Here is a 20,952-nt window from a genome sequence, read left to right as displayed (position 1 = left end):
GCGGTCCATCGGTGCTGTCCCTGAGGTGTGCGCCAAGGGTGCCGCAGCAGCGCCCGAGCGCCATACAATGAGCATTTTTCCCCCCAGGAGGACGATTGCATGGCACCCCAGGCATATTCATCGGCGCTATGGCGCGGCCCGCTCGCCGCCGCCGCGGCGCTTGCGCTGCTAGGCGCCTGCTCGACGCAGACCAGCGCGCCTCCCGTGGCCCCGGCTCCCGCCGCTACGGCGATGCCGCCCGCACCGGAAGTGTCGTCCGGCTACCGGCAGGGCATGACCACCACCTATGCCGACAAGCATATGGCCGCGGCCGCCAATCCCCTGGCTACCGAAGCCGGCCGCAAGATCCTGCGCGCGGGCGGTACCGCGATCGATGCCGCGATCGCCATGCAGGCTGTGCTGACGCTGGTGGAGCCGCAGGCCACCGGCATCGGCGGCGGCGCKTTCATCATGTACTGGGACGGCAAGCGCGTGCAGGCCTATGACGGCCGCGAGACCGCGCCCGCTGGCGCCGACGAGAATCTCTTCCTGCGCCCCGATGGCAAGCCCATGAGCTTCAGCGACGGGCAGATCGGCGGCCGCTCGGTGGGTACGCCTGGCGTGTTGCGCGCGCTGGAAATGGCGCATCGCCAGCACGGCAAGCTGCCTTGGGCCAAGCTGTTCGAGCCGGCTATCGCGCTGGCGGAGCAGGGCTTCCCGATTTCGCAGCGCCTCTATACGCAGATCGCGGCGGACAAATTCCTGCCGAACTCGCCCGAGATGGCGGCCTACTTCCTGACGCCCGACGGCAAGGCCAAGCCGGTTGGCACCCTGTTGAAGAATCCGGCGTTGGCCAAGACCCTGCGCGACATCGCCCGCCGCGGGCCGAATGCGCTCTATACCGGCCCCATCGCCAGCGAAATCGTCAAGCAGGTCAACGGCAGCGCCAACGCCGGTTCGCTGTCTCTGGCGGATCTGAGGGACTACAGCGCCAAGGAGCGCGCGCCCATCTGCAGCGACTACAAGCGCTGGAAGATCTGCGGCATGCCGCCGCCGTCGTCGGGCGGCATCGCGATCGCGCAGATGCTCGGGACCTTGCAGGCGCTGGAGGCGAAAGACCCGAAATACGCGCTTGCCGCGATGAAGCCTAAACAGGTGGCCACGCCTGCCGGCGTCGAGCCGGGTATCGAAGCCGTGCACGTTGTTTCCGAAGTCGGACGTCTGGCCTATGCCGACCGCGGCCTCTATGTGGCGGACTCGGATTTCGTGCCGGTCAACGTTGCGGGGCTGCTAAATCGTGACTACCTGGTGCAACGCGCGAGCCTGATCGGCGAGAAGAGTATGGGCAAGGCGGAGGCTGGCACGCCGCCTGGAAACACGCTGGCGCTGGCACCGGACCGTTCGCCGCCGCGCGTGTCCACCTCGCAGATTGTTGCCGTTGACAATACCGGCGGCGCGATTTCCATGACCACCACCGTGGAGAGCTATTTCGGTTCGCACCTGATGGTGCGCGGCTTCATTCTCAATAACCAGCTCACCGACTTCTCCTTCGTGCCGAGCGAAAACGGCAAGCCGGTCGCCAACCGGGTGCAGGCCGGCAAGCGCCCGCGCTCGTCGATGGCGCCGACGCTGGTGTTCGACCGCGAGACCGGGAAGCTGGTCGCCACGGTGGGCTCGCCGGGCGGTTCGCAGATCATCGAGTACGTATCCAAGACGCTGGTGGGCCTGCTGGACTGGAACATGGACGTGCAGGGGGCCATCAACATGCCCAACTTCGGCAGCCGCAACGGGCCGACGGAACTGGAAGCCGGACTGGTCAGCCCGGCCCTGGTGCAAGGCCTGAAAGACCGTGGGCATGAAGTGGCGCAGATCGAGATGACCAGCGGCACGCAGGCCATCATGCGCCGCCAGCGCCCCGACGGCACGTGGGCCTGGGCCGGCGGCGCCGACCCGCGCCGCGAAGGGGTTGCGCTGGGCGACTAGGCGTTTCGCCGGGTTGGCATGGAGCGTGCTCTGCCGGCGCTCCCGAAAAAATGAATGGCCGACTTCCGAGTCGGCCATTTTTTGTCCGGCGCGCGGCTGGCTCAATCGAGCCGCACGTCAGCCTGTTTCACCACCGCCGCCCACCGCGCACGCTCGCCGACGAAGAACTTGTTCGTTTCCGGCGGCGTCATGGTCACCACTTCGGCACCCTGGCCAGCCAGTTGCGCGCGCACTTCGGGCAGGCGGATGATGCGGATCAGTTCGCTGCTGATGCGCGCCACCAGGGCGTCGGGCATGCCGGCCGGCGCCATCACGCCTTGCCAGGTGCCCGATTCGAAGCCGGGCACGCCTTGCTCTGCGATGGTCGGCACTTGTCCCATCAGCGGCATGCGCGTCTTCTTGGATATCGCGATCACCTTCAGCTTGCCCGCCTGGACCTGCGGCAGCGTTGCCAGCATGCCGTTCATCAGCACCTGGGCGGTGCCTGCCACAGTGTCGGCCACGGCCTGGGAGCCCCCCTTATAGGGCACGTATTGCCACTTGGCGCCGGTCGACTGCGCCACCGCCACGCCAGCCAGGTGCGGCGCGCTGCCGATGGCCGTCACCGCGAAGTTGAGCTGAGTGCGCTTGGAGAGGTCCACCAGTTCCTTCAGGTTGCTGACCTGCACCGAGGGGTGGACTACCAGCAAATGCGGCGAGTAAGCCAGCATGGCGACGCCCTTCAGGTCCTTGCCCGGATCGAAGGAAAGCTTGGTGTAGACGGACGGGCTGATGGCCAGCGCGCCGATATCRCAGAGCAGCAGGGTGTGGTTGTCGGTGCCGGCCTGCGCGACCATCGCGGCGCCGATATTGCCGTTGGCGCCGGGACGGTTGTCGACCACGACGGGTTGGCCGAGCGCTTCGCCCAACTGGCGGCTGATCAGGCGGGCGATGATGTCGGAGGAACCGCCGGCGGAATAGGGGACTACCAGCTTGATCGGGCGGGTGGGCCAGTCGGTGGCGGCCTGCGCGGCGCGGGGGGAGATCAGGGCGCCGGCGGCGCCGAGGCCGCCCAGGGTGGCTGTCGCGCCAAGCGTGGAGAGTCGGGATAGAAAGGTGCGGCGGGTCGTCGGCATCTTGTTGTCTCCGGATTTGTATTGTGTTGTATGTTGTCGTATGTGTTGGATGATAGCTCGAAGTCTTGGGTGGGTCCAGGGCATTCTTCTGGAAGGGTTTTTGTGCGTTGACGCTAAAGGCCTTAAGCGCAACTTCACTACCACGACCGATCTTCCTGGCTGCTGAAATATGGATTACGGTGACTGGTTTGCCCCCCTTCCTCTGCGTGCGGGAGAAGGGCCGGGGGCGAGGGCGGGCGTTCCCAATGCGGCTTGCCATCCGTTCGCCGGCACCCATTGCAATCCTGCTGGTTAAATCGAGAATGACCTCATCACATCATCTGATACGATAACTAGGGCTTAAAAAAAGACCTCTTCAACAAGCGAAGAGGTCTTCCCATTCAAGCCGTGCGCAGCAATGCGCGCTTATTGCTGCGCCATCTTTGCATACTCCCACCCCATCTCCGCCATCGGTCGGGCTCGCTTCCCCGCATCCAGGGCCTGCGCCGACGAAGCCGTCCCGTCGACCACGCGCTTCATGATCCCCTGCAGGATCCCCGCGATCCGGAACATGCTGAACGCCAGGTAGAAATTCCAGTCGCCCGTGATCGGCCGGCCGGTGCGCTGCTCGTAGGTCCTGCGGTAAGTCGCCTCGTCGGGAATGCCGAGCCCTGCGTGGTCCAGGCCGGCAATGCCGCGGAACTGGCCCGGCGCGATATGCCAGCTCATGCAGTGATAGCCGAAGTCGGCCATCGGATGCCCCAGTGTGGAGAGTTCCCAGTCGAGCACCGCCAGCACGCGCGGCTCGGTGGGATGGAACATCAGGTTATCCAGCCGGTAGTCGCCATGCACGATCGAAGTGAGATCGGCGTCTTCCTGCGGAATATGATCAGGCAGCCAGGCCATCAGCGAGTCCATGGCGGGGATGCTCTCGGTCTCGGACAGCTTGTATTGCTTGGTCCAGCGCTCGATCTGGCGCGAGAAGTAGTTGCCCGGCTTGCCGTAGTCGCCCAGGCCGATGGCCTTGTAGTCGACCGTGTGCAGTGCGGCGATGACACGGTTCATCTCGTCGTAGATGGCGCTGCACTCCGCCGACGTCATGCCGGGCAGGGACTGGTCCCACAGCACGCGGCCGGCGACGAATTCCATGATGTAGAAGGCGCGGCCGATCACGGTTTCGTCCTCGCATAGCGCGTACATCCTGGCGACCGGCACGTCGGTGCCTGCCAGCGCGGCCATCACGCGGTACTCGCGTTCGATGGCATGGGCCGAGGGCAGCAGCTTGGACTTGGGGCCGGGCTTGGCGCGCATCACATAGGTCTGGCCCGGCGTGATCAGCTTGAAGGTGGGGTTGGACTGGCCGCCCTTGAACTGCTCGATGGTGAGCGGGCCGGCAAAACCCGCCACATGCTCGCGCATCCACACCTCCAGCGCGGCCATGTCGAAGCGTTGCTGCTCGGCTACCTCGCGGGTGCCTTCGAAATTCGAAACGTTGGTGCTCATGCTGTCTCCGTTTTTTCGGTATGTTCCGGGTTTTCCGAGATTCGAAACTGTCTGCCTGCGGCGTGGCTAGCTGGCCGGCCCCCGCAAGTCGCGAAAGCGCAGGTACTGGTGCAGCAGCACTTCCATGGTGGTGTGGCGCGTGCCGCTGTGCACCGGCGTGGGCGGCGAGTAGTTCATCATGCGCACCACCCAGTCCAGCGGATCGTCGCCCACGTCCAGCACGTTGATGCAGCCGGCGGTTTGCATCAGGCTGCCGTAGAACAAGCGGCGACCGCAGGTGATGGCGTGGGACAGGATGGCGCGATTGGTGCCGCCATGCAGGACGAGCAGGACGGTGTCCCAGTTGGGATCCTCGCGCAGGCGGCGCAGTGCGGGCAGCACGCGGTCAAGGAATTCGCCGACGCTTTCGCCGTCGAGAAAGCGCTTGTCTTCCGGCACTTCGCCTTCGAAGGCGCCGATAAAGGCATCGCGCAGCTTGTCGTCGCTGATGCCCTGCAGCTTGCCGCCACGGATTTCCTGCAGCTCGGGCCAGGTTTCCAGCGTGGCGTCTTCCATCCCGGGCAGTTCGGCCAGCACGCGTTCGGCGGTTTCCACCGTGCGCGGCAACCCGCTGACGATGATGCGGTCGAAGCGGATGTTCTCCGCGGCAAAGGCGCGGCCGGCGGCGCTGGCCTGCGCCCGGCCGGTTTCGTTGAGCGGTACCAGCTCGGGCAGCGCCGGGCGGCCGGTCGCGTCGAAGTAGGTCACGGCGCCGTGGCGCAACAGGTAGACGCGGCGGCGGGGCGAGGGCGGCAATTCCATGCAAGTCTCCGGTGCTTGGCCGATGCGCCCGTCTGCGCGGGCATGGTCGGCGTGGTATTGCGTGGCCAGGTCGGCCGCTCAGCGATAGTTCGGCTTGCGCTTTTCCAGGAAGGCGCCAATGCCTTCGCCCGCATCCTTGTGATGCAGCGCGGCCACGAAGTTGTCGCGCTCTTCGGTCAGGTGCCCGGTCAGGCTGGCGGTGCTGGCGTGATTGATCAGCGCCTTGATGCGGCCCACGGCATGCGGCGAGCGCGCGGCCAGCGTTTCGCCCAGGCGCAGCGCTTCGGTGAGCGCCTGGCCGGCAGGCACCACGCGGTTGACCAGCCCGAAATGGGCCAGGCGCGCGGCATCGATGGGCTTGCCTTCCATCATCAGTTCGGAGGCGAGCTGGCGGGGCAGGGCGCGGGCCAGTTCATACGAGCCGCCACCGTCAGGCGTCAGCCCGACATTGACGTAGGCCATGACGAACTTCGCATCGCTGGCGGCCACTACGAAATCGCACGCGAGCACCAGCGAGAAGCCAGCGCCCGCGGCAGGGCCTTCCACCGCCGCGATGATGGGCTTGGGAAAGGCGTGCAGCGTTTCGATCCAGTGATTGAGGACTTCGATGCTCTCGGCCTGCACTTCGGGCGGCTTGGCGCGGTTGCCCAGCAGGCGGTTGAGGTTGCCGCCGGCACAGAACACGCCGTCGGCGCCGGTGATCACCACCGCACGGATTTCCTGATCGCGTGAGGCAAGTTCAAGTGCTTCCTGCGATGCCGCGTAGATGTCCGGGTGCAGCGCGTTGCGTGCCTCGGGGTTCGAGATGGTCAGCACCAAGGTGGAGTCGACGCGTTCGGATAGCAACTGTGCGGTCATGGCGGCCTGTGGGAAGAAGCGAATGCAACAATGCAGAAGCGGGGGGCGGATACGAAACGACCGCAGGCCAAGACAAGCCTGCGGTCGCGGTTCTTACTGCTCTTCGGCCAGCAGCGACAGGCCGAGGCCGGCGCGGCGCCACAGCCACGGGCTGGGGCGGTAGCGCATGTCGCCGGTCAGGCGTTCCAGGTTGCGCAGCACCGTCAGCACCAGGTGCGGGCCGATCACGTCGCCCAGCGCCAGCGGGCCCTTGGGGTAGCCCAGGCCGAGGTTGACGGCGAGATCGATGTCGACCGGCGTGGCAATGCGCTGCTGCGCGATGTCGCTGGCGATATTGACGATGCAGCTGACAATGCGCTGGGCCACGAAGCCGGCCGAGTCGCGGATCACGGTGACGGGCACGCCATCGCTGCCGAACAGGCCGTGTGCGGCCTCGCGCATGGCGGCGGAGGTGGCGGGCGTGGTCATCAGCGTGCGGCGCTTGGTGGCTTCGAACGGCAGCAGGGTGTCGATGGCGACCACGCGTGTCGCATCCAGGCCCTCATGCAGCGCGCAGGTGGTGGCGTCCAGGCCCAGCGGCGTGACCACGATCAGGGCGTCGTCCGAGGGCCGGTTGCCGGCTTCGGGCGTGATGCCCAGCGAGAGCAGCAGCTTGACGGCCATGCCGTGGCCACGTTCGTCGGCAAGGCTTACCCACACGCTGGTGGGGCGCGCGGCCGGCACGGCGGCCGCGGCGGGCACCTGCTTCTGGCCATCGGCATAGCGGTAGAAGCCGGCGCCGGCCTTGCGGCCGATCAGGCCGCCCACCGAGCGGACCGCCGTGATGGGCGACGGGCGGTAGCGCGGCTCCTGGTAAAACTGGTTGTAGATGGATTCCATCACCGGGTGCGAAACGTCCAGCCCGGTCAGGTCCATCAGCTCGAAGGGGCCCATGCGGAAGCCGGCCTGCTCGCGCATGATGGCGTCGATGTCGGCGAAGTCGGCCACGCCTTCCTGCGCCACCTTCAGGCCTTCGATATTCATGCCGCGGCCGGCATGGTTGACGATAAAGCCGGGCATGTCCTTGCAGCGCACCGGCGTGTGGCCGAGCCGGCGCGACAGCGCCATCAGCGCATCGCCCACGGCGGGGTCGCCCGACAGGCCGTCGATGACCTCGACCACCTTCATCAGCGGCACCGGGTTGAAGAAGTGGTAGCCGGCGATGCGGCCGGGCTGCTTCGCGCCGACCGCGATCGCGGTAATCGACAGCGACGACGTGTTGGAGGCAATCACCGCATCCGGACGCAGAATGGCTTCCAGCTTTGCCACCAGGTCACGCTTGACTTCCAGCTTCTCGACGATGGCTTCGAGCACCATGTCGCAGCCGGCCAGGTCGTCCAGCGTGGCGCAGGGCAGCACGCGGGCCAGCGCCGCTGCGCCGTCCTCTGCACTCATCTTGCCCTTTTCGGCCAGCTTGGCAAAGGTGTCCTGCAGGTATTGCCGGGCCGCCGCCACGGCTTGCGCGTTGGTGTCGTACAGGCTGACGGTCAGGCCGGCTTGCGCGGCGATCTGCGCAATGCCACGGCCCATGGCGCCCGTGCCGACGATGCCGAGGGTGTCGATGGTGAAAGTGCTCATAGTGCTTCCAGAAAAGTGTGGTTAAATTAGCACGATCGTACGTTTTTTGCATCATCCGCGACAGTGGGCCGATGCAAGCGGCGTGCGCTGATCGGCCAGAGAGGACCACCAGAGTCTGTCATGGCTCACAATGCCTGTTGATCAGGTATGCGCAGGACACGATGCCCCCTGATTCCATCGCGATTCCCCCCCTGTGGATCGCAAATAACGAGGAGAGAGACGACATGCTGAAACTTTGTGGCTTTGCCGCCAGCAACTACTACAACAAGGTCAAGCTGGCCTTGCTGGAGAAGAACCTGCCGTTCGAGGAAGAACTGGCCTGGATCGGCAAGACCGATCTCGAAGCCTCGCCCTTGGGCAAAGTGCCCTACATGATCACCGATCACGGCCCGCTATGCGAGTCCGAAGTGCTGGACGCCTATATCGAGTCGACCTATCCGCAATCTCCGCTGCTGCCGGCGGACCCTTACCGGGCCGCGAAGGTACGCGAACTGGTGACCTTCCTCGAGCTTTACCTGGAACTGACCGCGCGCGAGCTTTATCCGGAAGCGTTCTTTGGCGGCAAGGTGAGCGATGGTGTGAAGGAGCGCCAGAAGAAGCTGCTGGAGCGATATATCCCCGCGTTCGCCAAGCTGGCGAAGTTCTCGCCTTACCTGGCTGGCGAGACCTTCACGCTGGCGGACTGCGCCGCGGTGGTGCACTTCCCGCTGATTTCGTCGTGCACCAAGATCATCTACGGTACGGACATGTTGTCCGACCTGCCGGTCAGGGATTACCTCAAGCGGATGGGTGAGCGGCCCACCGTGCAAAAGGTGAACGCGGATCGCAAGGCGAACACGGAGCTCATGCTGAGCGGGCGGAAGTAAGTCAGGGTTTGCTCCAGGCAAAACGCCCGCGATCCGCGGGCGTTTTGCGTTGATGGTCTTGCGTCAGGGGCGGGAGCGGCTCGCAGGACCGTTCTGCTTGGGTAACCAGCGCCGCACGCAGTCCCGCAGGCGCTCTTACAACGCCTTCAACCTCTCCAGAGCCAACGCCAGCGTCTCCTCCTTCTTGGCAAAGCAGAACCGCACCACGCCAGACTCGCGCGGCTGCGAATAGAACGCCGACACCGGGATCGCCGCCACCCCGATCTCGCGCGTCAGCCACATCGAGAAATCCGCCTCGCTCATATCGGAAATGGCCGAGTAGTCCACGCACTGGAAGTAGGTGCCATCCGACGGCAGCAGCTTGAAGCGCGTCGTGGCCAGCCCGGCGCGGAAGAAGTCGCGCTTGGCCTGGTAGTAAGCCGGCAGGTCCAGGTAAGGCGCGGGGTCCGCCATGTACTCGGCCAGCCCGTACTGCACCGGCGTATTCACCGTAAACACGTTGAACTGGTGCACCTTGCGGAATTCCGCGGACAGCGCCGCCGGCGCGGCCACATAGCCCACCTTCCAGCCGGTGACGTGATACGTCTTGCCGAAGCTCGACACCACGAAGCTGCGCCGTGCCAGTTCGGGATGGCGCGAGACCGACTGGTGAAGCTGGCCGTCGAACACCATGTGCTCGTAGACCTCGTCGGACAGCAGCAGGATATCGGTGCCTGCCAGCAGTTCGGCCAGGCGCTCCATGTCGCCCGCGCGCCAGATGGTGCCGGTGGGGTTGTGCGGGGTGTTGATCAGCAGCATCCGCGTGCGCGGCGTGATGGCGGCGGCGAGTCGGTCGAAGGGGATGCGGAAGTGCGGCGCGTCCAGCGCGACCGATACCACCTTGCCGCCGGCCAGTTCGATGGCGGGGATGTAGCTGTCGTAGCAGGGCTCCAGCACGATCACCTCATCGCCCGGATGCACGGCGCACAGGATGCTGGTGAGGATGCCCTGGGTGGCGCCGGCCGTGACCGTGATCTCGCTGTCCCAGTCGTAGGCATGGCCGTACAGCTTGCCGATCTTGTCGGCGATGGCCTGGCGCAGCCTAGGCACGCCCGCCATCGGCGGGTACTGGTTGAGGCCCGAGCGCATGGCATGCGCGACCGCATCGACGATCTTCGGGTCGCAGTCGAAATCCGGGAAGCCCTGGCCCAGGTTCACCGCGTTGCGCTCGGCGGCCAGCGCCGACATCACGGTGAAGATGGTGGTGCCGACGTTGGGCAGGCGCGACATCGGCGGGGTGAGCGGATCGAGGGTGCTGGCGCCGGACGGGGCGCTCGGATTGGTGGTGGGCATGGGAAGCTGCGTCAGGCTGGACGGTCTGGATGGACGGGAAACGTTGCTGGCATTCTAGCGGGGATCGGCCTGCGCCTGCGCACGGCGTGCCGCCAGCCAGCCGGCGAAGGCCTGGGGCAGCAGGATGTCCACGCCGCTCTGGCGGCGCAGCCGGCTCTTCAGCTTGAGCACAGCCTTGTCCTTGGACACCAGGCAGGCCGCCTGGGCAAAGTGCGCCAGTTCGATGAACTTCTGGTCGTCGGTGTCGCGGCAGCGCGGCAGGCGCGCCGCCAGCGTCTCGGTTTCCTCCGGGATGGCGAAGGCGGTGGTCAACCGGTCCACCGTGGCCATGGCGGCGGGAATGTCGACGCCGAAATGGGCAAATTGCGGATAAGCCAGCACACGGCGCAGTTCCTCGCGGCAGTCGGGCCGGATTACCGCGGCGATGGCGCCGCTGTGCAGCGCGGCCCGGATGGGTTCGACATGGGGGTCGGCAAAGACCAGCAGGTCGACCCAGATATTGGAGTCGAGCACGACCCGCGGCGCGGGCAGGGCGGCAAAGGCGGGCTCGGCCGGCGGGGAATTGGCGGGTACTGCGGTGGATTCAGGGTGCATTCGTTACAATCTGGCCTTTGTGTTTGCCGCGATTTTGCCATGCTCATCGTCCTGTCCCCTGCCAAGTCGCTCGACTACGAGACGCCCCCGCGTCTGAAGACCCATACGCTGCCCCGTTTCATCGACCGCTCGGCGGTGTTGATCGAGCGCCTGCGCAAGCTCGCGCCGCAGGATATCGGCGCGCTGATGGACATCTCCGACAAGCTCGCGGTGCTCAATGCCGTCCGCTACGGGGACTGGTCGCCGGAGTTTACCGCGGCTAACAGCAAGCAGGCCGTGCTCGCCTTCAATGGCGACGTGTACGACGGCCTGGACGCGTCCACCCTGTCCAGCGAAGATCTCGCCTTCGCGCAGAAGCACCTGCGTATCCTCTCCGGGCTGTACGGCGTCTTGCGGCCGCTTGACTGGATGCAGCCCTACCGGCTGGAAATGGGCACGCGGCTGGACAATGCGGCGGGCAAGGATCTCTATGCCTTCTGGGGCGACGACGTCACCCGCTTGCTGCAGGAGGACTTCAGGGAGCAGAAGAGCGAGGGTAGCCCCACCCTGGTCAACCTGGCCTCCGAAGAGTATTTCAAGGTGGTGCGGCCCAAGGTGCTCGCGGCCAGGATCGTTACGCCGGTATTCGAGGACTGGAAAGGGGGCCGCTACAAGATCATTTCCTTCCACGCCAAGCGGGCACGCGGCTATATGGCCCGCTATGCGGTGACCCACCGCATCACCGAGCCGGCAAGGCTCCAGCGCTTCGCCGAGCACGGCTACGCCTTCGATGCGGCAGCCTCCGACGACGCGCGCTGGGTATTCCGCCGGCGCCTGGAAGACTGACGCGCAGACAGACCAACGCCCGCCGGCCAGTTGCCGGACCGCCCCCGAACCCAGCGCCAGGGCTTGCCCAGAGAGAGGCATTCCGGCGCGAACCCTGCGAGATGCCACGCCATGACCAGAGCCCTGCATATCTCCGCCAGCTTCGATGCGGGCGCCATCGAAGTCGAGTCGCTCGCCCAGGCCGACGACATCCGCCTGCGCATCCGCGCCGACTCGCACGCCGAATTTCGCCAGTGGTTCCATTTCCGCTTGCAGGGCGCGGCAGGGCAGGCCTGCCGCCTGCAATTCCTCAATGCCGGCGACTGTACCTACCCCGATGGCTGGCGCGGCTACGAAGCCGTGGCGTCGTACGACCGCGCACACTGGTTCCGCGTGCCGACCACCTTCGACGGCAGCACCATGACGGTGGCCTTCACGCCCGAGCACGACAGCATCTGGCTGGCCTACTTCGAGCCTTATTCCGAAGACCGCCATCTGTCGCTGCTTGCCGGTTGCCAGCGCTCGCCGCTGGCGCGCCTGTCGCACCTGGGCAGCACCGTGGACGGCCGCGACATGACCGCGGTCACGGTGGGTACGCCCGGCGACGGCAAGAAGACCATCTGGATGATCGCGCGCCAGCATCCCGGCGAAACCATGGCGGAGTGGTTCTGCGAGGGCGTGCTGCAACGCCTGACGGGCACGGGCCTGTGGGCCGGGGACCCGGTGGCGCGCCGCCTGCTGGAGCGCGCCGTCTTCCACATCGTGCCCAATATGAATCCCGACGGCTCGGCGCGCGGTAACCTGCGCACCAATGCGGCCGGGGCCAACCTCAACCGCGAATGGATGGCTCCCAGCCAGCAGACGAGCCCCGAGGTGTATCACGTGCGCCGCGCCATCGAGGCCGCCGGCTGCGACATGTTCTTCGACATCCACGGCGACGAAGGCCTGCCCTATAACTTCGTCGCCGGCAGCGAGATGCTGCCCGGCTTCACCGAAGCACAGCGTGCCGAACAGTTGCGTTTCATCGACGCGTTCAAGCGCGCGACGCCGGATTTCCAGGACGTCCACGGCTATGCCGCCAGCAAGTACAACGCGGACGCGCTCAAGCTGGCCTCGAAGTACATCGGCCATACCTTTGGCTGCCTGTCGCTGACGCTGGAGATGCCGTTCAAGGACAATGCCGATCAGCCCGATCCGGCGGTGGGCTGGAACGGCGCGCGCAGCGCTTTGCTGGGCGCGGCAATGCTGCAGGCCATCCTGGAGCAACTGGGCTGAACGCACGGATGGCCAGATAGCCGCCCGCCGGGCGGCTATCTGGCGGGGCGCATCAGTTCGCCTTAATGCGCGTTGGCATTAATTCGTCTTTTTGGTGGTCGACTTGCTGCTGCTCTTGCTGGCCGGCTTGGCGCTGCTGCTGCTGCTGCTGCTGCTGCTGCCGGCTTTGGAAGAGGTTGCCTTGGTGGACTTGGTGCTGGTGGTGGCCTTCCCAGAGCCCGACTTGCTCGCCTTGCCGCCCTTGCGGGCTTTGCTGCTGGTGGCCTGGCGCGTAGTCGCGCTGCTGCGTACGGCGGGCGCGGCGGCCGGTTCGCTGATGATGGTGCCGCTGCCATCGAGCAGCTCGTAGGCCAGCATCATGCCGTCGGCATAGCCGCAGCGCACCTTGACCGGTTCCCACTGGGCTTCGGCATGGCGCTTGTGGGCGGTGGCGGTAAAGGTCACCACGGCGCTGACCGGAACCGCCTGCTTGCCTTGCGAGAAGCGGCCATCCCAGGGTTCCACGGTGGCCTGGCCGGCGCCGAGCGCGCCGGTGGGGATCTTCAGTGCGTCGTAGCTGGCCGAGCGGGGCACCACCCAGCTGGCGTGCGCGGCGCAATCGGCCACATCCGCGCTCGCATTCTCGGTTTGCATCAGTTGCTGGCGCATCTGCGCACGGTACTCGGCCAGACTCACGCGGCCTTGCGCGGGTAGCGTCACGGTCTTGGTGGGCGGTGCCGCAGTGGCGGCGGCCACGGGCGGGGCAGGGGTCGCGGGTTTGGCGGCGGCCTGGGTGGCGATGCCGGGCGTTGCCACGGCGTCGCGATCATTGAGCGGAGTATCGGCGCAGCCCACCAGGGCGATCGCACCTGCCACTGCAGCAGCGAGCGAGCACAGCCGGCTGCTGATGAGGTCAGAGAGTCGTCGGATCACGGGATCGTCTTGCTTTGGAGCATAAGGGGTTGGCAAAGGTCTGCCATGATAGAGGAAACCCATGCAGCAAAGTTCCGAAATCTCCCGGCGTAAGGGTTCCACCCGAAGCGGGTTGCTGCCGGCGTTGCGGCCGAGTGCAGCCTTCGGCGCGGCGGCAAAGACCGCCGCGGGAGCGGCGGTGCGGGATTTGGCGCGCGCTGCGGTGCCAGTGCGGCCTGCCCTGCATTGCACGGCGGGCCGCATGGTTTCCGGTACGCTCAAGCGGCCTTGACGAAGACCTTGAGCTCTTCCAGCAGCGCGTTGAGATCGGCCTTCAGCTTGCCGAACCCGGCGTTGTGCACGAGGCCGACTTCGTCCATGTACAGCTTGCGGTTGATCTCGAGCTGCAGGCTGTGGCGCTTCTGTGCCGGCTGGCCCACCACGCGCACGATCTCCACGCCCTTATAGGGGTGGTTGCGCCAGACGTCGTAGCCCATCTCCTTGAGCACGCCTTCGACGCGGTCCGTGAAGCGCGTATCGCAGGTGGTGCCGTCGCGGTCGCCGACCACGAAGTCGGGATGCTGCAGCCCCGGATGCTCGGTGGCGTACTGCGCCGCTTCGCTGGGCATCGAGTGGCAGTTGATGTGCCACGCGCTGCCATGGCTGGCGATAGCCTGGTCGGCCAGCTTCTGCAGCTGGGCGTAGTAGGGCAGGTAGTACTGCGCAATGCGCGCCTGCACCTCGGCCACGCTCAGCTTGCGGTCGTAGATGGCTTCGCCGGTATCCAGCACGCGCCACACCAGCCCCTTGCCGAGTCGGGTCTTCGAGGTTTCCTGGCGCGGGCCGGGCCAGGGCGCGTCCAGCACGGCCTCGTCGATTTCCTCGATGCCGCGGTTGGCATCGAGGTAGCTGCGCGGGAAGCCCGCGCACAGCAGCGCAATGCCGCGTGCGGGAGCGTCGGCGTACAACTCGTCGACGAAGGTGTCTTCGGCCTGGCGCAGCAGCGCCAGGGGCAGGCCGGCGGCCGGCCGGAAATCAGCCGGGTAGCTGGTGGCGCTGTGCGGGGAATCGAGAAAGAGCGGGCTGCTCTCGCCTTGCGGCAGTTGCAGGAGGTAAGGGCTGAGCCCGGTCTTTCGGTCTGCTTCCGTCATGATGGGTGTCGGTTAATCCAGGGTGATCTTGGCTGCGGCGGCGATGCGTTTGTTCTTCGCGACTTCGGATTTGATCTGCGCGGCGAACTCGGCCGGTGTATTGCCAACCGGCACCGCACCCAGCTTCTCCAGCTTAGCCTTTACTTCGGGCATCGCCAGTACCTTGACAGCGGCGTTGTGCAGCTTGGTCTGCACGTCGGCGGGCAGGCCGGCCGGCGCGATCAGGCCGAACCAGGCGGCATCGTTGACTTCGGGCAGGCCGAGTTCGGCGAAGGTCGGCACATTGGGCAGGGCCGGCACGCGCTTGGGCGAGGCTACGGCCAGGGCGCGCAGCTTGCCGCCTTCGATAAAGGGCAGCGACGAGGGCAGGTTGTCGAACAGCACCTGCACCTGGTTGGCCAGCGCGTCGTTCAGCGCGGGGCCCACGCCCTTGTACGGCACGTGCAGGAGTTCGGTCTTGCTGCTCATCTTGAACAGTTCGCCCATCATGTGCGAGACGCTGCCGTTGCCGGCCGAGCCGTAAGCCATCTTGTTCGGCTGGCTCTTGGCCAGGGCGATGAAGGCCTTCATGTCGTTGGCCTTCACAGCCGGGTTGATGCTCATCACGTTGGGCACCGAAGCCAGGTTGGTGATGGTGGTGAAGTCCTTGGTGGCATCGTAGGACAGGCGCGGGTACACAGCGGGGTTGATGCCATGCGTGGAAGCCGTGGCGATGCCCAGGGTGTAGCCGTCCGGCGCGGCCTTGGCCAGGTAGCCGGTACCGATGCTGCCGCCGGCGCCGCCGCGGTTGTCCACCACCACGGTCTGGCCCAGTTGCTGGCCGAGCTTGTCGGCCACGATGCGCGCGACGATGTCGGTGGTGCCGCCTGCGGGGAACGGCACGATCAGCGAGATCGGCTTGGTCGGGTAGCTGCCCTGGGCCGCGGCCGAAAGCGACAGGCCAGCGGCGGCGGCGCCAGTGGCGGCGGCAAGGAGGCGGAGCATGTTACGGCGTTGCATGGTTCGGTTCCTGAATGGAGGGAGAGAGGGGAGAAAAAGGGCTTTCGCGATTCTGCTTGTTTGGGCAACGACACCGCAAACGAATTAAAATCGTGGGATCATTCCGTTTGGTAGCGAAGTAAGGGGTTATCTATGCGGCGCTTGTGTCCGTCGCTGACTGAATTGCAGGCCTTCGAGGCCGCCGCGCGCTACAACAGTTTTACCGCCGCGGCGAGGGAGCTCCATGTCACGCAGGGTGCGGTGAGCAAGCAAGTGCGCAGCCTGGAAGCCTTTCTCGGCGTGGAGTTGTTCGAGCGCGTGCGCCAGCGCCTGATGCTCACGGATGCCGGCCAGCGCTACCTGGACCGTATCCGGCCCAGCCTGACCGAGATCGAAGCCGCCACGGTGGAACTGATCGCCCGGCAGGGCCGCGGCGGCACCTTGCACATTGCCAGCATGCCCACGCTTGGCGCCAAGTGGCTCATCCCGCGCCTGCCGCAGTTTTTCGAGAAACATCCCGACGTCAGCCTGGAGTTCGTGCCGCATGCGCAGGGCTACGATTTTTCCCAGCCCGACCTCGACGCCGCCATCCGTTTCGGCGATGGCATGTGGCCGGGCAGCCTGGCCGACTACATGACCGGCCGCGAAGTCCTGCCGGTGTGCCGGCCCGCCCTGCTGGCGGGCGAGCCCGAAGGGATGGTGCGCACGCCTTCGTCCCTGCTGCGCTTTCCCCTGCTGCATCACACCACCGTGCCCGAAGCCTGGCCCGACTGGTTCGCCGAGCTTGGCGTCGCCACGCGCAAGGCGTGGAGCGGCGCGCGCTTCGACCAGTTCTCGCTGCTTACCCAGGCGGCGATGTCCGGGCTTGGCGTCGCGCTGATCCCGCGCTGCCTGATCGAGGAAGAGCTTGCCACCGGCGTGCTGGTGGTGGCGCATCCGGCACGGGTGCTGAGCAAGAAGGGCTACTACCTTTGCTATCCGGAGCAGAAACAGCATCTGCCGGCCCTGCAAACCTTCCGCCAGTGGGTGATGGAAGGGGTCGACGTGGTGGCATGACGGACCCTTTGTAATCAAGACTTACGTTTTTCCGCAAACGATTTTCCGGCCGACTGCGTTTAAGAGATATGTCAGCCATGACGGCCCCGGGGGGCTAGTGGCGCCGGGGCCTGGACTGGAGAATCTCATGTGCGGGTCGACATTTCCCTTCCCTGTTTTGCCCACGGCCAGCCTCGTACGGATTGTCGACGCTACGCTGTCCGGCTGCGCGATCTTGCCGGCGCGGCCTGCCACCACTATCGCGCGCCGGTCTTTGCCTACTGACGCGGCGGGGGCGGGCGCGGCATTCACGGAGGATGAGCCGGCAAGGCGGGACCAGAGCCATTGAGCGACAAAGCAGCAACCAGCAGGGCGGCAGGTCGCCACGCCGCCCCGGTGCAAGACGCGGACTTCCGGGAGAGCAACGCATGACCACCACCGCCACGACAACCGCAGCCATCGCGGTCAACCGCTTCGGGCTGGGCGCGCGCCCCGACGAATCCCCGCCCGCCGATCCGCGTGGCTGGCTGCTCGACCAGTTCGAGCGCTACCAGGCCAGGCCGGCGCCCTGGAGCGGGCAGCCCGATACGGCGGCGCTGGCCGGCGCGTATGGCGCCCAGCAGCGCGAGGTCCGCCAGTCGCAGGCTGACGTCAAAGCCGCCGCTCGCCAGCAGTTGCAGCGCGAGACGCGCGAGGCCTATCGCAATGCCGTGGACGCACGCGTGACGAGCGCGCTGGTTACGCCCGCGCCGTTCGTCGAGCGGCTGGTGCACTTCTGGTCCAATCACTTCGCGGTCTCGGTCGAGAAGCCGGCGGTAGCCGCGCTGGCCGGCGCATTCGAGGCCGAGGCGATCCGCCCGCACGTGCTTGGGCGCTTCGAGGACATGCTGGTGGCGGTGGAGCGGCATCCCGCCATGCAGATCTTCCTGGATCAGGTGCGCTCGATCGGGCCGGACAGCATGGCCGCGCAGCGCGCGCCCGGACGGCAGCTCGGGCTGAACGAAAACCTGGCGCGCGAAATCCTGGAGTTGCATACGCTGGGTGTGCGCAGCGGCTACCAGCAGGCCGACGTCACCGAGTTCGCGCGCGCGCTGACCGGCTGGAGCATTGGTGGCCTTGGTGCCCGCGCAGAAGGCGAGCCAGGGTACTTCGAGTTCCGGCCGCGCCTGCATGAGCCCGGCGCCCGGACCATCCTGGGCCGCACCTACGCGCAGCAAGGCGAGGCGCAGGCACTGGCGGTGCTGCACGATCTCGCGCACAGCGAAGCCACCGCGAACCATCTCGCCACCAAGCTGGCGCGGCACTTCGTCGCCGATACGCCGCCGCCGGCACTGGTGACACGTTTGTCAGATGCATACCTGCGCAGCGGCGGCGCGCTGTCCGAGGTGTATCGCGCACTGGTGGAATCGCCCGAGGCGTGGGCCGGCGCGCCGGCCAAGTTCAAGACGCCGTGGGAGTGGGCCGTGTCCTCGCTGCGCGGGCTGGGGCTGCGCGAACCGGGCGCGCAGCATTTCGCGCCAATGCTGACCCAGCTTGGCCAGCCGGTCTGGCGGCCGGGATCGCCCGCGGGCTACGACGACATCGCCGCGAGCTGGGCCGCGCCCGATGCGCTGGTGCGGCGGGTGGAACTGGCGCAGCGCCTGGCCGCGCGCGTCGGCGACCGGCTCGATGCGCGCGAGCTTGGTCCCCGGCTGCTCGCCGGTTCGTTGTCCGCACCGACCGCCGGCGCCATCGCACGCGCCGAAAGCGCCCAGACCGCGCTGGCCTTGCTGCTGGTCTCGCCCGATTTCCAAAGGAGGTGATCGCCATGTTTTCCCGCCGAGATTTCCTGCGCGCCACCGCCGGCGCGGGCGCCATGCTTGCACTGCCACGCCTCACGCTGGCCAGCGTGGATTCCGACCGGCGCTTTGTCTTCGTCATCCAGCGCGGCGCCGCCGACGGCCTGAACACCGTGATTCCCTACGCCGATCCCGGCTACGCCCGCCTGCGCGGCGCGCTCGCCATCGACGCCACGCAGGCCACGCGGCTCGACGGCACATTCGCGCTGCATCCCGCGCTGGCGGAGACGGCGCGTCTCTATGCCGCCGGGCAGGCGCTCTTTGTGCAGGCGGTGGCATCGCCTTACCGCGAGCGCTCGCACTTCGACGGCCAGAATGTGCTGGAGACCGGCGGCAACGCGCCCTACCAGGTCAAGGACGGCTGGCTGAACCGGCTGGTGGGCATGCTGCCGAAGCGGACCGATAACGCGATCGCCTTCGCGCCGACCGTCCCGGCAGCCTTGCGCGGGACGGCCGATGTCAGCTCCTATGCGCCATCGGCCTTGCCGGCCGCGCCGGATGACCTGCTGGCGCGTGTCGGGCAGCTCTACGAGATGGATGCGCAACTGCATCCGCTCTGGAACGCCGCGATGCAAGCCCGCGGACTCGCCGGCGATGCCGGCGCGCGCCAGGACCCGGCGAGCCTGGGACGCCTTGCCGCCGGCTTCCTGGCGCGGGCGGACGGGCCTCGCATCGCCATGATCGAAACCGGCGGCTGGGACACGCACAGCGCACAGGCGCCGCGGCTGGCTGCCAGGCTCAAGGCGCTGGACGCCATGCTGGCGGCGCTGCGCGACGGGCTGGGCCCGTCATGGGAACGCACCACGGTACTGGTGGCTACCGAGTTCGGACGCACCGCCGCCGCCAACGGCACCGGCGGCACCGATCACGGCACGGCGGCGGCGGCGATGCTGATGGGCGGCGCCGTCAAAGGCGGGCGGGTGCTGGCTGACTGGCCGGGCCTGGCGCCGGGTGCGCTCTACCAGGGACGCGATCTCGCGCCAACGACGGAACTGGACGGATTGATCGCCGCGGCAGCGGCACAAAGCTTCGGGCTGGATGGCGAGCGCGTGGCGCGCACGCTGTTCGGACGCGGGGGCGGGCAGGGGGGGATGCTGGGCGGACTGCTGCGCGCCTGAGTCAGGCGCGCGGCAGTCCAGGCCCGGGTGATGCCGGATATTGCCGGTTACTTGGAGAGCAGGCGCATCGCCTGCTCCAGGCCGGCGAGCGTGACGGGATACATCCGCGACTTCATGATCTGGTTGATCACCGTCACCGATTGCCGATACTGCCACAGCCCTTCCGGTTCAGGGTTAAGCCACACAAAGCGCGGGAACTGCTCGATCAGCCGGTTGAGCCAGACCGCGCCCGCTTCCGGATTGTTGTACTCCACCGACCCGCCGGGCTGCAGGATTTCATACGGACTCATGGTGGCGTCGCCGACAAAGATCACCTTGTAGTCCGGCGTGTACTTGTGGATCAGGTCCCAGGTAGCGATCTTCTCCGCATGGCGGCGGCGATTGTTCTTCCACACGTAGTCATACACGCAGTTGTGGAAGTAGTAGTACTCAAGGTGCTTGAACTCGGTCTTGGTCGCCGAGAACAATTCCTCCACGCGCTTGATGTGGTCGTCCATCGAGCCGCCCACATCCATCAGCATCAGTACCTTGACCTTGTTGTGGCGCTCGGGCCGCAGCTTGATATCAAGCAGGCCCGCGTTGGCCGCGGTCGAGTGGATGGTGTCGTCCAGGTCCAGTTCGGTCTCGGCACCCTCGCGGGCGAACCGGCGCAGGCGGCGCAGCGCCACCTTGATATTGCGCGTGCCGAGTTCGACCTGATCGTCGTAATCCTTGTACGCCCGCGTCTCCCACACCTTGATGGCGGTGCGGTTGCCCTTGGAGGGACCGCCGATGCGGATGCCTTCCGGGTTATAGCCGCCATGCCCGAACGGCGAGGTGCCGCCCGTGCCGATCCACTTGTTGCCGCCCTCGTGTTTTTCCTTCTGCTCGTCGAGCAGCTGCTTGAGCCGCCCCATCAGCTTGTCGAGCCCGCCCATGGCTTCGATCTTGGCTTTTTCCTCGGCCGACAGCTCGCGCTCCAGCGTCTTCTGCAGCCAGTCCAGCGGAATGTCGGATTTCCAGTCGACCAGGCTTTCCACGCCCTTGAAGTAGGCCGCGAAGGTCTGGTCGAACTTGTCGAAGTGCTTCTCGTCCTTGACCAGCGTCATGCGCGACAAGTAGTAGAACTCGTCGATCGACGGCGTGATGACCTCGGACTTGAGGGCTTCCAGCATGGTCAGGTATTCCTTGACCGACACCGGCAGCTTGGCGTGGCGCAGCGAGAAGAAGAAATCGATCAGCATGGTGGTCTCGCT

Annotated in this window: 18 protein-coding genes; 7 read left to right on the top strand and 11 right to left on the bottom strand. The window is 66.5% G+C overall.

What is annotated here, in order from left to right; all coding sequences use genetic code 11:
- Nucleotides 1-99 precede the first annotated feature (99 nt).
- Nucleotides 100-1,962 (top strand): gamma-glutamyltransferase, encoded by a 1,863-nt coding sequence (ggt, locus tag AC1DT6_RS12490; RefSeq protein ID WP_441636748.1) that lies wholly within the window; start codon nucleotides 100-102, stop codon nucleotides 1,960-1,962.
- Between the two features lie 101 nt (nucleotides 1,963-2,063).
- Here the strand turns inward: ggt and AC1DT6_RS12485 are convergent, their stop codons facing one another.
- The 5 genes from AC1DT6_RS12485 to AC1DT6_RS12465 all read right to left on the bottom strand — a co-directional run bounded on the left by AC1DT6_RS12485 (nucleotide 2,064) and on the right by AC1DT6_RS12465 (nucleotide 7,835).
- Complete coding sequence (locus AC1DT6_RS12485) at nucleotides 2,064-3,077, bottom strand: Bug family tripartite tricarboxylate transporter substrate binding protein (RefSeq protein WP_441636750.1); 1,014 nt, start codon at nucleotides 3,075-3,077, stop codon at nucleotides 2,064-2,066.
- 405 nt (nucleotides 3,078-3,482) lie between these two features.
- On the bottom strand, nucleotides 3,483-4,559 hold the full coding sequence (locus AC1DT6_RS12480; protein WP_441636752.1) for a phosphotransferase: 1,077 nt from the start codon (nucleotides 4,557-4,559) through the stop codon (nucleotides 3,483-3,485).
- Nucleotides 4,560-4,625: 66 nt separating this feature from the next.
- Nucleotides 4,626-5,360, bottom strand: a complete 735-nt coding sequence (locus AC1DT6_RS12475; RefSeq protein ID WP_441636754.1) for a histidine phosphatase family protein — start codon at nucleotides 5,358-5,360, stop codon at nucleotides 4,626-4,628.
- 78 nt (nucleotides 5,361-5,438) lie between these two features.
- A complete protein-coding gene (locus AC1DT6_RS12470) occupies nucleotides 5,439-6,218 on the bottom strand; it encodes an oxepin-CoA hydrolase, alternative type (protein ID WP_045238115.1) in 780 nt (259 codons plus the stop codon).
- A 93-nt stretch (nucleotides 6,219-6,311) separates the two neighbouring features.
- Nucleotides 6,312-7,835 carry a 3-hydroxyacyl-CoA dehydrogenase gene (locus AC1DT6_RS12465; RefSeq protein ID WP_441636756.1) on the bottom strand — a complete coding sequence of 508 codons (1,524 nt, stop codon included), beginning with the start codon at nucleotides 7,833-7,835 and terminating at the stop codon, nucleotides 6,312-6,314.
- Between the two features lie 224 nt (nucleotides 7,836-8,059).
- Between AC1DT6_RS12465 and AC1DT6_RS12460 the strand changes: the two genes are divergently transcribed.
- The gene (locus AC1DT6_RS12460) at nucleotides 8,060-8,701 is read left to right on the top strand and encodes a glutathione S-transferase (protein WP_441636758.1); all 642 of its coding nucleotides are present in this window, start codon (nucleotides 8,060-8,062) and stop codon (nucleotides 8,699-8,701) included.
- Between the two features lie 135 nt (nucleotides 8,702-8,836).
- On the opposite strand, the gene AC1DT6_RS12455 is transcribed toward AC1DT6_RS12460, so the two are convergent.
- Both AC1DT6_RS12455 and AC1DT6_RS12450 read right to left on the bottom strand, forming a co-directional pair.
- Entirely contained in the window at nucleotides 8,837-10,033 is a 1,197-nt protein-coding gene (locus tag AC1DT6_RS12455; protein ID WP_441629935.1) for a pyridoxal phosphate-dependent aminotransferase, read from the bottom strand.
- A gap of 54 nt (nucleotides 10,034-10,087) precedes the next feature.
- A complete protein-coding gene (locus AC1DT6_RS12450; RefSeq protein WP_441629937.1) occupies nucleotides 10,088-10,627 on the bottom strand; it encodes a putative toxin-antitoxin system toxin component, PIN family in 540 nt (179 codons plus the stop codon).
- Nucleotides 10,628-10,666: 39 nt separating this feature from the next.
- On the opposite strand from AC1DT6_RS12450, the gene yaaA reads away from it, so the two are divergent.
- Nucleotides 10,667-11,452: a peroxide stress protein YaaA gene (yaaA, locus tag AC1DT6_RS12445; RefSeq protein ID WP_441629939.1), complete on the top strand. Its 786-nt coding sequence runs from the start codon at nucleotides 10,667-10,669 to the stop codon at nucleotides 11,450-11,452.
- Between the two features lie 111 nt (nucleotides 11,453-11,563).
- The gene (locus AC1DT6_RS12440; protein ID WP_441629940.1) at nucleotides 11,564-12,706 is read left to right on the top strand and encodes a M14 family metallopeptidase; all 1,143 of its coding nucleotides are present in this window, start codon (nucleotides 11,564-11,566) and stop codon (nucleotides 12,704-12,706) included.
- 78 nt (nucleotides 12,707-12,784) lie between these two features.
- Here AC1DT6_RS12440 and AC1DT6_RS12435 read toward each other — a convergent pair whose 3' ends face one another.
- The 3 genes from AC1DT6_RS12435 to AC1DT6_RS12425 form a co-directional block, all read right to left on the bottom strand.
- Entirely contained in the window at nucleotides 12,785-13,618 is an 834-nt protein-coding gene (locus AC1DT6_RS12435; protein ID WP_477114713.1) for a BspC domain-containing protein, read from the bottom strand.
- Nucleotides 13,619-13,875: 257 nt separating this feature from the next.
- Nucleotides 13,876-14,748: an N-formylglutamate amidohydrolase gene (locus AC1DT6_RS12430; RefSeq protein ID WP_441629944.1), complete on the bottom strand. Its 873-nt coding sequence runs from the start codon at nucleotides 14,746-14,748 to the stop codon at nucleotides 13,876-13,878.
- A 12-nt stretch (nucleotides 14,749-14,760) separates the two neighbouring features.
- Nucleotides 14,761-15,747, bottom strand: coding sequence for a tripartite tricarboxylate transporter substrate binding protein BugE (locus AC1DT6_RS12425; protein ID WP_441629946.1), 987 nt, complete (start codon nucleotides 15,745-15,747; stop codon nucleotides 14,761-14,763).
- Between the two features lie 132 nt (nucleotides 15,748-15,879).
- On the opposite strand from AC1DT6_RS12425, the gene gcvA reads away from it, so the two are divergent.
- From gcvA to AC1DT6_RS12410, 3 genes are all read left to right on the top strand, one after another.
- Nucleotides 15,880-16,782, top strand: coding sequence for a transcriptional regulator GcvA (gcvA, locus tag AC1DT6_RS12420; RefSeq protein ID WP_035868553.1), 903 nt, complete (start codon nucleotides 15,880-15,882; stop codon nucleotides 16,780-16,782).
- A 407-nt stretch (nucleotides 16,783-17,189) separates the two neighbouring features.
- The gene (locus tag AC1DT6_RS12415) at nucleotides 17,190-18,563 is read left to right on the top strand and encodes a DUF1800 domain-containing protein (RefSeq protein ID WP_441629948.1); all 1,374 of its coding nucleotides are present in this window, start codon (nucleotides 17,190-17,192) and stop codon (nucleotides 18,561-18,563) included.
- 5 nt (nucleotides 18,564-18,568) lie between these two features.
- Nucleotides 18,569-19,717, top strand: coding sequence for a DUF1501 domain-containing protein (locus AC1DT6_RS12410; protein ID WP_441629950.1), 1,149 nt, complete (start codon nucleotides 18,569-18,571; stop codon nucleotides 19,715-19,717).
- Between the two features lie 47 nt (nucleotides 19,718-19,764).
- Here AC1DT6_RS12410 and AC1DT6_RS12405 read toward each other — a convergent pair whose 3' ends face one another.
- Nucleotides 19,765-20,940, bottom strand: coding sequence for a vWA domain-containing protein (locus tag AC1DT6_RS12405; protein ID WP_441629952.1), 1,176 nt, complete (start codon nucleotides 20,938-20,940; stop codon nucleotides 19,765-19,767).
- Between the last annotated feature and the right edge of the window lie 12 nt (nucleotides 20,941-20,952).

The sequence above is a fragment of the Cupriavidus sp. 01L45 genome (assembly GCF_056399885.1).
Note: the sequence above shows the minus strand (reverse complement) of the source record. Positions and strands in the feature narration are given on the sequence as shown.

Bases quoted from the DNA above. Each gene is read 5' to 3' on its own strand.
- gcvA (WP_035868553.1), top strand. From the start codon at position 15,880: ATGCGGCGCTTGTGTCCGTCGCTGACTGAATTGCAGGCCTTCGAGGCC.
- AC1DT6_RS12415 (WP_441629948.1), top strand. From the start codon at position 17,190: ATGACCACCACCGCCACGACAACCGCAGCCATCGCGGTCAACCGCTTC.
- AC1DT6_RS12460 (WP_441636758.1), top strand. From the start codon at position 8,060: ATGCTGAAACTTTGTGGCTTTGCCGCCAGCAACTACTACAACAAGGTC.
- AC1DT6_RS12425 (WP_441629946.1), bottom strand. From the start codon at position 15,747: ATGCAACGCCGTAACATGCTCCGCCTCCTTGCCGCCGCCACTGGCGCC.
- yaaA (WP_441629939.1), top strand. From the start codon at position 10,667: ATGCTCATCGTCCTGTCCCCTGCCAAGTCGCTCGACTACGAGACGCCC.
- AC1DT6_RS12455 (WP_441629935.1), bottom strand. From the start codon at position 10,033: ATGCCCACCACCAATCCGAGCGCCCCGTCCGGCGCCAGCACCCTCGAT.
- AC1DT6_RS12480 (WP_441636752.1), bottom strand. From the start codon at position 4,559: ATGAGCACCAACGTTTCGAATTTCGAAGGCACCCGCGAGGTAGCCGAG.
- AC1DT6_RS12470 (WP_045238115.1), bottom strand. From the start codon at position 6,218: ATGACCGCACAGTTGCTATCCGAACGCGTCGACTCCACCTTGGTGCTG.
- AC1DT6_RS12465 (WP_441636756.1), bottom strand. From the start codon at position 7,835: ATGAGCACTTTCACCATCGACACCCTCGGCATCGTCGGCACGGGCGCC.
- AC1DT6_RS12475 (WP_441636754.1), bottom strand. From the start codon at position 5,360: ATGGAATTGCCGCCCTCGCCCCGCCGCCGCGTCTACCTGTTGCGCCAC.
- AC1DT6_RS12450 (WP_441629937.1), bottom strand. From the start codon at position 10,627: ATGCACCCTGAATCCACCGCAGTACCCGCCAATTCCCCGCCGGCCGAG.
- AC1DT6_RS12410 (WP_441629950.1), top strand. From the start codon at position 18,569: ATGTTTTCCCGCCGAGATTTCCTGCGCGCCACCGCCGGCGCGGGCGCC.
- AC1DT6_RS12405 (WP_441629952.1), bottom strand. From the start codon at position 20,940: ATGCTGATCGATTTCTTCTTCTCGCTGCGCCACGCCAAGCTGCCGGTG.
- AC1DT6_RS12430 (WP_441629944.1), bottom strand. From the start codon at position 14,748: ATGACGGAAGCAGACCGAAAGACCGGGCTCAGCCCTTACCTCCTGCAA.
- AC1DT6_RS12440 (WP_441629940.1), top strand. From the start codon at position 11,564: ATGACCAGAGCCCTGCATATCTCCGCCAGCTTCGATGCGGGCGCCATC.